Annotated in this window: 9 protein-coding genes; 6 read left to right on the top strand and 3 right to left on the bottom strand. The window is 70.6% G+C overall.

Annotation, left to right across the window (positions count from 1 at the left end):
• Positions 1–885, bottom strand: an 885-nt coding sequence (gene eccE / locus ACRDSQ_RS26885; RefSeq protein ID WP_431424806.1) for a type VII secretion protein EccE, incomplete at its 3' end; no start/stop codon positions are given.
• A 432-nt stretch (positions 886–1,317) separates the two neighbouring features.
• Here eccE and eccB point away from each other — a divergent pair.
• The 3 genes from eccB to ACRDSQ_RS26870 all read left to right on the top strand — a co-directional run bounded on the left by eccB (position 1,318) and on the right by ACRDSQ_RS26870 (position 4,439).
• Positions 1,318–2,883 (top strand): type VII secretion protein EccB, encoded by a 1,566-nt coding sequence (eccB, locus tag ACRDSQ_RS26880; RefSeq protein ID WP_431424804.1) that lies wholly within the window; start codon positions 1,318–1,320, stop codon positions 2,881–2,883.
• Between the two features lie 71 nt (positions 2,884–2,954).
• Positions 2,955–3,269: a hypothetical protein gene (locus tag ACRDSQ_RS26875; RefSeq protein ID WP_431424802.1), complete on the top strand. Its 315-nt coding sequence runs from the start codon at positions 2,955–2,957 to the stop codon at positions 3,267–3,269.
• A 9-nt stretch (positions 3,270–3,278) separates the two neighbouring features.
• Positions 3,279–4,439, top strand: a complete 1,161-nt coding sequence (locus ACRDSQ_RS26870) for a WXG100 family type VII secretion target (protein ID WP_431424800.1) — start codon at positions 3,279–3,281, stop codon at positions 4,437–4,439.
• A gap of 104 nt (positions 4,440–4,543) precedes the next feature.
• On the opposite strand, the gene mycP is transcribed toward ACRDSQ_RS26870, so the two are convergent.
• On the bottom strand, positions 4,544–5,965 hold the full coding sequence (mycP, locus tag ACRDSQ_RS26865; protein ID WP_431424798.1) for a type VII secretion-associated serine protease mycosin: 1,422 nt from the start codon (positions 5,963–5,965) through the stop codon (positions 4,544–4,546).
• A gap of 8 nt (positions 5,966–5,973) precedes the next feature.
• Positions 5,974–7,365, bottom strand: coding sequence for a type VII secretion integral membrane protein EccD (gene eccD, locus ACRDSQ_RS26860; RefSeq protein ID WP_431424796.1), 1,392 nt, complete (start codon positions 7,363–7,365; stop codon positions 5,974–5,976).
• A gap of 206 nt (positions 7,366–7,571) precedes the next feature.
• On the opposite strand from eccD, the gene ACRDSQ_RS26855 reads away from it, so the two are divergent.
• The 3 genes from ACRDSQ_RS26855 to ACRDSQ_RS26845 form a co-directional block, all read left to right on the top strand.
• Positions 7,572–7,808: a hypothetical protein gene (locus tag ACRDSQ_RS26855; protein WP_431424794.1), complete on the top strand. Its 237-nt coding sequence runs from the start codon at positions 7,572–7,574 to the stop codon at positions 7,806–7,808.
• Between the two features lie 42 nt (positions 7,809–7,850).
• Positions 7,851–11,843 carry a type VII secretion protein EccCa gene (gene eccCa / locus ACRDSQ_RS26850; RefSeq protein ID WP_431424793.1) on the top strand — a complete coding sequence of 1,331 codons (3,993 nt, stop codon included), beginning with the start codon at positions 7,851–7,853 and terminating at the stop codon, positions 11,841–11,843.
• 134 nt (positions 11,844–11,977) lie between these two features.
• A partial coding sequence (locus tag ACRDSQ_RS26845) for an Hsp70 family protein (protein WP_431424791.1) occupies positions 11,978–13,170 on the top strand: 1,193 nt, incomplete at its 3' end.

The following is a 13,170-nucleotide window of genomic DNA, read 5'->3' as shown; positions in this document are numbered from 1 at the left end:
ACCGACGCCACCGGCGGTGACGCCCGCCCACTTCTCCCGCAACGACACGGGGTTCGTGTTGCCGACGGCCGCGGTGAGCTCGGCCGACGAGATCGCCGCGCGCAGCAGCTCGTCCGAGTCGAGCGGGCGGATCGTGACGCCCGCGGACTCCAGGGCGTTGCGGACGCGGGACAACGCGCCGATCAACGCCCGGTGCGCGCCGACGACGCCGCCGCCGCGCTCCCGGATCGCCTCGCCACACCGGCGCGGGTCCAGCCGGACCGTGATCCACGTGGTGCGCCGGGCCGCCGCGGGCAGCGGGCCGAGCACCTCCAGGTAGGACGCGAGCGCGGGCGAACTCGGTGGCAGCGCGACACTTCCGGGGTAGCAGTGCCAGATGACCTGGATGGCGTCGAGCACCACGCCGCGGTCTTCCAGGCACGGCGCCAGCGCGCCCAGCGGCAGGCTCGGGGTGGACCCGACCTGGCTGACCAGCGCGGGCGCCGGGTCGACCAGCAGCACCGCGGTCCACGTGCCCTCGTGCCAGGCCAGGCCCAGCGGGCGCTGCTCGTGGTCGACCGCGTGCGCCACGACCAGGTCGGGCACCGCCAGCCGCAGCAGGTTGACCCGTGGGTCGTCCGGACCGGTCACCGCGGCTTCGTCCTGCGCCGCGACGGCCTCCATGGTCACCGGGCTCGGCGGCTTGGTGACCCGCGCGTGCGACCGCACGGAATAGCGGGCGGTGAGACCGATCCACTGGGTGAACCAGCGGCCGCGCCAGCGCAGGAACGCGAGAACCAGCGCGGCGACGACGATGCCGATCGACACGTAGACGAGTTTGAGGTCGATGGCGAGCAGGACCAGCCCGAGGGCGAGGCCGACTTCGAGCACGACAAGGTTCGACACCGGCAGGCTGCCGAGGCTCGACCCGCGGTGGCGCCTGCGCGCCGACACGCGGACCCGAGGTCCGGCAGGCGGCTGCGCGGCGGCGGGGCCGGAACCCGCGGGCGGGGGACCGCCAGGACCCCCAGGGCCACCGGGTCCCCCAGGACCCCCTGGTCCGGGAGGTCCGCCGGGTCCGCCTGGTCTGCCGGGACCGCCAGGGCCGGGAGGTCGACCCGGGCCACCGGGAGGTGGCGTCCGGCCCTGTCGCGGAGGAGTGGTCACGGACATCCGCTAGATCTCTTCCCCTCGGTTGGTGGAGAACCCCACATACGGCGACGGCCGTACGGCTATCCTCCGGAACCGTACCGCGACGGGGAGAGCAGCAGGCCGAGAATGCCATCAACACCGACCACCAAGTCTCAGGTTCAGGCATACCGCTTCGTACTGCGCAGGATGCAGTCGGCATTGGTCCGCAAGGACGCGGTGATGCTCCACGATCCGATGCGCACACATTCCCGAGCCACGATCGTGGGTGTGTGCATCGCCGCCATCGGCATGATCGGCGTGCTGATCTTCGGGCTGCTCAAGCCCGCGCCGAAGGCCCCGAACCAGGACGGCATCGTCATCGCCCAGCCTTCGGGGGCGATCTATGTCCTGTTGACGAACACCGAGCGGGGCAAGGTGCTCGTCCCGACGTTCAACCTCGCATCCGCGAGGCTGCTGCTGCTCGCGCGCGGCAACAACGGCGGTGACCAGCCCGCCAGCCAGACCGACGACGGCGGCGGCGGCGCCGCGGGCGGCCCCGCCAAGGTCGAGGTCGTCCCGGACTCGAAGCTCGTCGACATCACGCGTGAGCGGCTGACCGGCATCCCGGACGGGCCGCAGATGCTGCCCGGCGACGAGCAGCGGATCAACAGCGACTGGGCCGTGTGCGACGAGTACCAACTCGACCGCAGCCTGAACAAGCCCGCGAGCGAGAACAAGATCGAGACCACGGTCGCGGCGGGGCACACCGACTTCGGACCGGAACTCGCGGTCAACGAGGCGCTGCTGGTGCAGGCCGAGAACAAGAAGGTCTACCTCGTCTACCGCACGCCCGAGACGGCGGTCAAGAAGAACGCCAACACGGTCCGCGCCGAGGTCGACATGGCTGACAAGCGGGTGACGACCGCGCTGAACCTGCGCACCGAGAACATCCGGCAGATCACCACGGGACTGCTCAACGCGATTCCCGAGGCGCCGAGGCTCGCTTCGCCGGACATCCCGGGCCTCGGCTCCGCCAGTCAGATCGACATCGAGGGCCTGCCGGTGGGCTCGATCGTGTCCATCCAGCGCGCGGGTGCCTCGGCGGTCGAGAACGACTACTACGTGATCCTGCGCGACGGCGTTCAGAAGATCAAGAAAACCACGGCGGACCTCATCCGGTTCAAGTCGACCGCGGGCGGCGACAAGATCACGGAGGTGCGCCCGGACCAGATCCCCGGTGCGTCGCCGTCGATCGAGATCGACGAGAGCACCTTCCCGAAGGTGGTGCCGGAAGCACTCGATCCGGTGAACTTCCCGGTCGCCTGCCTGCGCTGGAACGTGGTGGGCGAAGGCCCGGACGCCGACGAGCACACGCAGGTTCACGTCGGCACGCAGCTGCCACTGCCCCGCACCCCGCGCGGCGAGCCCGCCACGGTGCCGATCAGCACCCCGAGCGCCGACGGCCGGCGCCTCGACCACTTCTACATGCCGCCGGGCCGGGCCGCGGTCGTGCGCGGCGCGACGTCCAAAGTGGACTTCGCGACCGGGCCGATCTACCTGGTCTCCGACCGGGGCGTGAAGTTCGGCGTGCCGGACGCGAAGACCGCGACGGCACTCGGCTTGGCCAACCAGCGCCCGGCCCCGGACGCGATCATGCGCCTGCTGCCCAACGGCGCCTCGCTCAACACCCGCGACGTCCGGCAGACCTTCGACTCGGTGTCCGTGGAATCGGGGCAGTTCCCATCCGCGACCCCTAAAGCTCCAGGCGGCTGAGCACTTCGGGAACCGCCTCGCGCGCATTACCGTCAGAAGGTGACAAGGGCGTGCGAGGAGGTCGGTAGTCGATGACTGCCATCAAGGTCGATCCCGACTGGGTCAGTGGTTACGCGAAGAAGGTCGCCGAGAACGCCGAAGCGCTCGGCGCCGGAGCCGACGTGCTCAACGCCGCGCCGCTGACCGCGGAGGCCTTCGGGTCGCTGGGTCGGACGGTGCGCATCGCCGAGTCCTACGGTCGCGCCGCGGAGGTGCTGCGCGGTCAGCTCACGCGGGCCGTGGAGGCGTTGGAGTCGGCGGCGCACAGCCTCGGCCAGGTCGCCGAGACCTACGCGGTGTCCGAAGGCGACAGCGTGCGCGAGATCAACCGCAGCGGCCAGGCGTAGGGGGCTCCGATGGACAAGCGCAGCGCGACCGAGCGAGCGGAGCGGGCCGTCGCCGAACGGGTCGACCGGGAGGAGTCCGCCGCCGAGCGGTTCGGCAGGGACCACCTGGTGGCCCCGGCCGGACCCGAGCGCGGCGGCCCGAACGGCGCCGACGTCGAGGCCGACGTCAGCGGCTACCTCGACTACCTGAGCAGGCTGTGCGGCGAACTCGGCGTGCCCGACCCGGTCGAGGTGTACTTCGCCCCGGTCGTCGGCCGCTGGAGCGACATGCACGACGAGGCGGTGCGCTGGCGCACGGTCGGCCTCCGGGCGGACAAAGTCGCCGACAACCTCACCAAACCCCTGGGTGGGCTCGACGCCGCCTGGGAGGGCGCCGACGCGGACTCCTTCATCGACTACATGAACCGCATCGGTCTCGCGGGCCACGACATGTCCGACGCGATGGTCGCGATGTCCGAAGTCCTCGATGACACCGCCGACGGCCTCCGCGAGATCGTCACCGACATGGCGGGCCTACTCGCCGACGCGGCCGACACCGCGTCGGCCGCCATGGCGATGCCGCTGCAGGGCGAGGACCGCACCCGGCTCTACCTCGACCACATGAAGCGGCCCACCAAGGAGCTGTTCGAGTCGGTCCGCCAGGTCCTCGAGGCGCTGGTGCGGCTGTGCGAGGGAATCGACGGCTCCCAGGTCTTCGACAAGATCACCATGGCGCACCCGATGCCCGCGGAGAACTGGGCGTTCAGCCAGGATTTGCCGGTCATCCCGGCGCCGGTGGACGGCTCCCCGGAGCCAGCCCCTGAGCCAGTGGACGCGATCAAGGGCGGCGGCTCCGGCGGCGGAGGCGGCGCCGCGATCAGCGGTGGTGGTGGCGGCGGTGGTGCGAGCGCGACACCCCCCACCCCACAGCCAGGCGGCTACGTCATGGCGGGCGAAGCCATCCCCGGCCCGGCGACGGGCGCCGCGGCAGCAGCGGCGAGCGCGGGCGGCGGCGACGGCCGCTCGGGCACGATGGGCGGCGGCATGATGGGCGGCATGCCCATGGGTGGAATGGGCGGCCAGCAGGGCGGCGATTCCGAACACAAGAACCGCAACCGCCTGACGGCCGATCCGGTCGACATCTTCGGCAAGCCCACCAAGACCTCCCCGTCGGTCATCGGCGAGGACTGACGTATCGCCCACCGATCCCCTGGTACACCGCCTTTGGCGTGAAGCGGGGAGGCCCAATCAGAGACGTTGTGATTGGGCCTCATGCCCCGCTTGAATCTCGCGTGTCAGGCGGAGCCGCGTGGTTCGGCTGTGTCGCCGTTGTTTCGGCGCAAGGTCCGCACGATGAACAAGGTCAGGAGCAGCGCCACCAGCCCAGCGCTCGACCCGATCAGCGCCACCCGCATCGGCAGCCAGTTCGCCTCCACCGCGGGCGGCAGGTCCAGCTTCATGTCCAGCGGCGAGTCCGCCGCGATCCCGTGTTCGCTGGGAATGGTCGCGGTCAGCGCGCCGATCGGGTTGATCACGCCGTGTCCGACGAGGTTGTCCCGCCCGCCCGGCGCCGCCGGGTGCGACGCGGTGATCTTGATCCGCTCCATCACCTGCTTGGCCGTCAGCAGCGGATGCCGTTTGCGGATCAGCGCTGCCAACCCGGCCACGTAGGGCGCCGCGAAGCTGGTGCCCTGGATCGCGGCAGTCTTGCCGTCCTTGAGGACCTGCAGGTTGGCCAGGCCGTTGCTGCCCAGGGCGGGGTCTAGCGAGATGATCTCCGTGCCGGGCGCGGCGACCGAGACCCATGGCCCCTGGACCGAGAACTTGGCGGGATCGCCGGAGCGGTCGGTGGCCCCCACCGAGAGCACGTAGTCGGAGAACCACGGCGGCGTCACCAAGTGGGTCGGGTTATTCGGGTCGGTGCCGTTCGTCACGTCCGGGCAGAAGTTCTCGCCGGAGTTGCCCGCCGAGGCGACCAGCACGACATCTTTCTCGAACGCGTACCGCAGGGCTGCCTGAAGGTTCTTCTCCGCACGCTTGATCGGACCGTCCGACACCGGTCGGCAGCTGTCCACCGACATGTTCAGGACCCGGACGTTCTGGTTCGCCGCGTGGACGATGGCTTGGGCGAGGGAATCGATGGACCCCGCGGGGTGGTCTTCGGTCGCGTCCGGGCGCCTGCCCCAGTGGTTCTGGCTTGTCTGGCGGATCGAGAGGATCTGGGCGTCGGGCGCGATTCCTTTGAACCCGATGCCGCTCTCGGCGGGTGGTTTGGCCGCGATGATGCCCGCGACCTCCGTGCCGTGCCCGTCGCAGTCCTCCAGGCCGTCACCGCCGTTGACGAGGTCGCCGCCGCCCTTGATCCGGTCCTGGAAGTAGGGGTGCGCCTTCACCCCCGTGTCGATCACGCCGACCAGGATGCCCTCGCCCGTGGAGAACTTGTGCAGCTCGTCGAACCGGAGCTGCTGTTGGCCCCACGGCTTGTTCTTGAGGTCGACGCCCTTGTCGAGCGACGAGATGCATTGGGTCTTGAGCGCGTAAGTCGCGTCTGGTCCCGTCCAGGGGAGAATCGGCCAGTTCGGTTCCAGCGGTGGCGGGGTCGCCATCGACGTGGGTTCCTGCTTCTCCGGCTGTGCGACCGCACCGGGGGCCGCGGCCACGGTCACCATCACGGCGACCGTGAGCGCGGCTGTGCCCCGCTTCTTCCCCACCCGCATGCTTCCCCCTAGAACGAGATGTGGCGCAGCGTGCTGTACAGGTCCATCACGCCCAGCGCGATGGGCAGCACGGACGCGATGCAGATGGCCTCGATGATCTCGACGGTGCGCCGCAGCGGCGGTGAGAAGCGCTGGTTCGGGAAGATCACGCCGAGAACCAGCGCCGCGGCGCCGAGGATCACCAGGACGCCGAAGACCCACAGCAGGCGGGCGAACGGGTCGGCGGTCATCAGCCAGCCCAGCAGGATGCCCGCCGCGCTGACCATGCCGGACGCCAGCAGGGCGACCGCCTGGCTGCCGTTGGCGTAGGTGCGGGCCCGCAGCAGCAGCACCACCGTCGCCACCACGCCGAGGATCACACCCCAGATGTCCGGGGAAGTCGCCGCCACCACGGCGCCGATGGCCGCCGCAAGACCGCAGCCGATGATCATGCCGGTCATGTACTCGTGCGCTAGACCCGCGCGCCGCTCGATGGAGCGGTAGTCCGGGAAACCGGTGTCTTCCTTGAGGTCCTCAGCGCTGCCCGGGACGGTGGGCAGCGGCAGCCGGGCGAGCTGGATCGTCAGCCGCGGCAGCACCGACAGCGCACCGAGCGCGACCGCGACCGTGCCCGCGGCGATGCCGTGCGCCGGGTGCGCGATGAGGGTGGCCACACCGAACGCGACGATGCCGAGCGTGGCCGCGCTGCCCGCGGCGACGAAGGTCGTGATGCCTGCGCCGATCAGCATGATCGAGGCCGACGCGACGATCAGCACCAGCGCGCAGGCGAGCAGCAGGCTCGCCCGGCCGGGCTGGCCCGGCACGATCGACAGGCCGCTGGCGAAAGCCATCGGCAGCCCGCCCGCCGCCGCGATCAGCACACCGGTCGACTGCGCTTGGTAGGCCCGCGCGATGGTCGCGCCCAGTGCGACCGCGACGACGGCCGCCACACCGGCGGTGATCGCCGGGGCGATGTTGCCGCCGCCCCACATCGGGCCCGCCATGAACACCGCCAGCGCACCGGCGATCAGCGCGAGCGAACCCGCGATGTGCCCGATCCGGTTGGCGGTCTCCTTGGTCCACGGCCGGTAGCTGTCCGGCGTGGACTCCGCGATCGCGTCGACGACGTCGTCGTAGAGCGGGGGCGGCGGGTTCTCGGCGCGCTTGCGCAGCTGCAGCATGTCGCCGTCGACGATGCCGAGCGAGCCGAGCGTGCGGCTCGGGTCGAGCGGGTTGTCGCCGAGCTTGGCCAGACACCAGCCGCCATGGCGCGCGCCGCCGTCGGGAGTGGCCTCCTTGGCCATCTCCAGCAGCATGGGCAGCAGGTCGGCGACGGAAACGTCCGCCGGCAGCGCCACGTCGATGCGCGTTCTGGGCGCCACCACCGTCACCCGGCTGAACACGGTCGTCCCGGTTGCCACGCCTGCCCCCTTTGAGTTATCCACAGGTATGCGCGAAGGGTCCCGGCCGTGCCGGGACCGCCCCTAGTATGGCCGCACCGGGATCGGCGAGTACGGCGGTTCCGAGAAAGTGTGTCGAGTTGGGGGATGGTCTTCGGTGATCGATGGTTCAGGCGCGCCTCGAAGCGGCGTGATGCGGTTGCTTTCCGTCGTCGTGTGCGCGGGCCATGGTGATCACCGCGGTCCTCATCTTCGTCTACGGTTCTCAGTGGCCGGCCCTCGGCGGCCTGGCGCTCATGCCCGCGGTGGTCACCGCCGCGGTGACGTACTTCCTCGCCATCGGCGTCAGCCCGGTGAAGGCGGCGTTCGGCGGCGCGGCCCTGGTGGCCCTGTTAGTGGCGCTCAACGTGGGCAAGGCACGGCAATCGACCGATCGGGCCGTCGGTGACCCCGCGGTTCGGTAGGTTCTCCCCAGCAGCTGTCGAGATAAAAGAGGTGTCTGTCCGGTGAGCACGCTGCAGTTCAAGCGTTCGCCCCGCCTTGCCGCGCCCCGCCAGCCGGGCGGTGAGGTTCACCTGGAGCCGCCGCCCGAGGTGCCCAGGGTCATTCCGGGCAGCATCGTGATGAAGATGCTGCCCGCGGTCATGATCTTCGCCTCCGTCGGAATGATGGTCTTCATGTTCACGACGGGCGGGCGGAATCCCACCTCGTTGATGTTCGGCGGCATGATGGTGATGTCGACGGTGGGCATGATGGCCGGCGGCATGGGGGGCAAGGGCGGCGGCCAGAAGAAGGCCGAGATGAACGAGGACCGCAAGGACTACCTGCGCTACCTCGGCCAGATGCGCGACCGGGCCCGTGAGGCCTCGCTTGACCAGCGCGCCTCCCTGGAATGGACCCACCCCGACCCGCAGGCCCTGTGGTCGATCGCGACCAGCAGGCGGATGTGGGAGCGCCGCCAGGCCGACCCCGACTTCTGCCACCTGCGCGGTGGCCGCGGCTCGCAGCGCCTGGCCACCCGGCTCGTCCCGCCGCAGACCGGACCGGTCGACGAGTTGGAGCCGATCGCCACGCTCGCGCTGCGCCGGTTCGTGCGCGCGCACTCGATCGTCCCCGAACTGCCCATCCAGGTCGCCATCCGCGGGTTCGCCGCCGTCGGCCTGACCGGCGACCGTGAGCTGACCCGCGGCCTGGCCCGGGCGCTGATCGCCCAGCTGGTCACCTTCCACACCCCTGAGGACGTGCTCGTCGCGGTCGTCACCGCGGGCAAGGCCAAGCAGGAGTGGGAATGGGCGAAGTGGCTGCCGCACGCCCAGCACCCCACGATGGCCGACGGCATCGGCCAGTTGCGGATGATGGCCGGGTCGCTCGCCCAGATCGAGGAGTGGCTCGACGAGGAGCTGCGCGACCGGCAGCGGTTCACCCGCAACGCCCCGCCCCAGCCCGACCAGCCGCACATCGTGATCGTCATCGACGACGGCGAGGTCACCCGTGAAGAGCAGATCATTCTCGAGGAGGGGCTGGTCGGCGTCACGCTGATGGACCTCTCCGACAGCCTCGGCAACCTGACCGCGCGGCGTGGTCTGCGCCTGGTGGTGGAGGAAGACCGGCTCGGCGCGCGCAGCGCGAGCGGGGTGGAGTGGTTCGCCGACCCCGACAACCTCAGCGCGGCCGAAGCCGAGGCCCTGGCCCGCAAGCTCTCGCCCTACCGGCTCGGTGTCGGCGCGTCCGACTCCGGCGACGACGAGCCGTTGAACGCCAACCCGACGCTGCTCGAACTGCTCGGCATCCCGGGCGACCCGATGACGTTCGACGTCCAGCAGGCGTGGCGGCCGCGGCCGGTCCGCGACCGCTACCGGGTGCCGTTCGGCATCGGCGAGTTCGGCCAGTTCGTCGAACTCGACATCAAGGAATCGGCGATGGAGGGCATGGGCCCGCACGGCCTGTGCATCGGCGCCACCGGTTCCGGCAAGTCGGAGTTCCTCCGCACCCTGGTGCTCGGCATGCTGGCGACGCATTCGTCGACGACGCTGAACTTCATCCTCGTCGACTTCAAGGGTGGCGCGACGTTCCTCGGCCTCGACGACGCGCCGCACGTCGCGGCGACGATCACCAACCTGCAGGGCGACCTGACCCTCGTCGACCGGATGAAGGACGCCTTGGCGGGCGAGATGAACCGCCGCCAGGAAGCGCTCAAGAACGGCGGCAACTTCAAGAACGTGTGGGAGTACGAGAAGGCCCGTGAGAACGGCGCCGACCTCGACCCGCTGCCCGCGCTGTTCATCGTCGTCGACGAGTTCTCCGAACTGCTCGCCGCGAAGCCGGACTTCATCGACCTGTTCGTCGCCGTCGGCCGACTGGGCCGCTCGCTGCAGATGCACATGCTGCTCGCCTCGCAGCGACTCGAAGAGGGCAAGCTGCGCGGGCTCGACTCGCACCTGTCCTACCGGATCGGTCTGAAGACGTTCTCCGCGGCGGAGTCGCGGGCAGCGATCGGTGTGCCCGACGCGTTCGAACTCCCGTCGGTCCCGGGCTCCGGCTACCTGAAGTTCGACACCAGCACGATGGTCCGTTTCAAGGCCGCCTACGTCTCCGGGCCGTACCGGCCGGCGGGCATGCAGGTCGCGGGCCCGGCGACGGCGGTGTCCGGCGACCGGCGCGCGAAGCTCTTCGTCCCCGACTACGTCGAGATCCCCAAGGAGCCCGAGAAGCCGCTGGTGCCGGTCGTCGAGGAGAAGAAGCCCGAGGGCGGCGCCGAGGCCAGCGAACTCGACGTCATCGTCGGCAGGCTCGTCGGGCAGGGCCCGCCCGCGCACGAGGTGTGGCTGCCCCCGCTCAACGAGCCGAACTCGCTCGACACGCTGTTCCCGCCGCTGCAGCCCACCGAAGACCGCGGTCTGTCCCCGGTCGGCTTCTACGGCAACGGCAGGCTGCAGGTTCCGCTGGGCATCATCGACAAGCCGTTCGAACAGCGCCGGGACCTGCTCTGGGCCGACTTCTCCGGCGCGGCGGGCCACGCGGCCATCGCGGGCGGCCCGCAGTCCGGCAAGTCGATGATGCTGCGAACGCTCATCATGTCGATGGCGCTGACGCACACCGCCGAGGAAGTCCAGTTCTATGTGCTCGACCTCGGTGGCGGCACGATGGGCACGCTCGAGGGCCTGCCGCACGTCGGTGGCGTCGCCGGTCGTATCGACCCCGACAAGGCCCGCCGGATGGTCGCCGAGGTCACCAGCCTGATCAGCGAGCGTGAACAGCGCTTCCGCGACCTCGGCATCGACTCGATGACCGACTTCCGCAACCGCAAGCGGCAGGGCGGGATCCAGGAAGACCTGTTCGGCGACGTGTTCCTGATCGTCGACGGCTGGCTCAACTTCCGCCAGGAGTTCGAGTCGCTGGAGTCGCAGGTCGTCAACCTCGCCGCGCAGGGTCTGTCCTACGGCATCCACGTCATCGTGGCGGCCAACCGCTGGGCGGAGATCCGCCCGGCGCTCAAGGACCTGCTCGGCACCCGGTTCGAGCTGCGCCTCGGTGACCCGAGCGAGTCCGATGTGGACCGTCGAGTCGCGGTCAACATCCCCGCCGGGCGACCGGGCCGCGGCCTCTCGCGCGACAAGCTGCACTTCCTGACCGGCCTGCCCCGCATCGACGGCTCAAGCAGCGCCGACGACGTCGCCACCGGCGTCCAGGACGCGGTCGCCAAGATCAAGGGCGCTTGGCGCGGCCGCGGCGCCCCGAAGGTGCGCCTGCTGCCCGAGCTCATCACCTACGAGGACCTGCTCACCCAGGACACCCGCCGCGACTCGAAGCTGGTGCCGATCGGCATCGACGAGAACGACCTGGCCCCGGTGTACCTCGACTTCGACGCCGAGCCGCACTTCATGGCCTTCGCCGAAGGCGAGTCGGGCAAGACGAACCTGATCCGCACGATCGTGCGCGGCATCATGGACCGCTACACCCCGCAGGAAGCGGTCATCCTGCTCGTCGACTACCGGCGCACGATGCTGGGCTTCATCGACACCAACCACTTGCTGGGCTACGCGGTCTCGTCCAACCAGCTCGGCGACATGGTCAAGGACGTCCGCGGGTCGATGCTCAAGCGACTGCCGGGGCCGGATGTCACGCAGGACCAGCTGCGGAACCGGTCGTGGTGGACGGGCCCCGAGCTCTTCGTCATCGTCGACGACTACGACCTCGTGGCCCCGCAGGGCAACAACCCGCTGCAGCCGATCGCGGAGTTCCTGCCGCAGGCCAAGGACGTCGGTCTGCACGTGATCACGGCCCGCCGTTCCGGTGGTGCCAGCCGGGCGATGTTCGACCCGATCCTCGGCAAGCTGCGCGAGATCGCGAGCCCCGGTGTCGTGATGAGCGGCAGCAAGGACGAGGGCGCGCTGCTCGGCACGGTCAAGCCGTCGGCGATGCCGCCGGGCCGCGGCACGCTGGTCAGCCGCAAGGTCGGCCAGGCGCTGATACACGTGGCCTGGATCCCGCCGGAGTAGTCGCCTCCGGTTGGCGGTGCGTTTTCGCGCCGCCAACCGGGACGCCTTGGCTTCGGCTATCGGGTGGATTCACCCGCGTTGCCGATCACGTAGGGTGACTCGGGGCAGGATCGGGCGGGTCGAGGGGCGAAGAAGTGGCACTGCGCGTGGCGGTCGACTTTGGGACGTCGAGCACGTGTGTCGCGGTGTCCGTGCACGGTCGCGAACCTCAGGTCGTCGTGCTCGACGGGCAGCCGCTGCTGTCGTCGTCGGTCTACGCCGCGCCGGACGGAACTCTTTTCGTCGGCCAGGAAGCCGACCGCCAGGCCGCGCTGGACCCCTCCCGCTACGAGCCGCATCCCAAGCGGCGGATCGACGAGAAGGAACTGCTGCTCGGCGACACCGTGCTGCCCGTCGGCGCGGTGTTCCGGGCCGTGCTCGGCCGGGCCCTCAACGAGGCCCGCCGGGTCGCCGGTGGCGTGCAGGCCGCGCAACTGGTCCTCACCCACCCCGCCGACTGGGGCGGCGTCCGCACCCAGGTTCTGCGCCAAGCCGCCGCCGGTCTCGCAGAGCGAATCGTGCTCGTGCCAGAACCGGTCGCAGCCGCGGTGTTCCACTCGGCGAGCTACCCGGGGCCGACCGGTCCGCAGGGCCGCACCCTCGCCGTCCTGGACCTCGGCGGCGGCACGGTCGACGTCAGCGTCGTGCGCACCACCCAGGCGGCCCGGCCGGGGCTGCCGCCCGCGTACACGGTCCTGGCGACCAGGGGCGACCCGCACTTCGGCGGCGCCGACATCGACGAACTTCTCCTCGGCTACGTCGGCGACATGGTCTCCACAGGCGACCCGGACGCCTGGCGGGCACTCGTGGAGGGCCGCGACCTGGCCGACCGCAGGCGCAGGCGCGTGCTGCGCCAGGACATCCGCGGCGCCAAGGAAACCCTGTCCCGCCACCCGTACACCGATGTTCCGCTGCCGTCGCCATTCCCCGACGCGCACGTCACAAGGACCGACCTCGAACGGCTGATCGGCGTCCCGGTCGGCCGGGCGGTCGACCTGACGCTGGCCACCATCCGCGAGGCGGGCCTGGCGCCGCAACAGCTCTCCGGCATCTTCCTGGTCGGTGGCTCCAGCCGGATCCCGCTGGTCGCACGACTCGTCGCCGAGCGGACCGGCATGGTCCCGGTGACGCTCGACCAGCCTGAGACGGTGGTCGCCCGCGGCGCCCTGCGCGCGGTGGCCGTCGAACCGGACCACACCGGCGCTATGGCCGCGAATCCGGGCCGAACCGTGCCCGCGGGCGGTGGCCTCGCCGCCGAGCCGACGATGCCGGTCGCGCACCGCCCGCC

The organism is Actinokineospora sp. (assembly GCF_050699995.1).
Classification (GTDB): Bacteria; Actinomycetota; Actinomycetes; order Mycobacteriales; family Pseudonocardiaceae; genus Actinokineospora.
The sequence above is the reverse complement of the archived record's forward strand: the minus strand, read 5'-3'. Positions and strand labels throughout refer to the sequence as shown.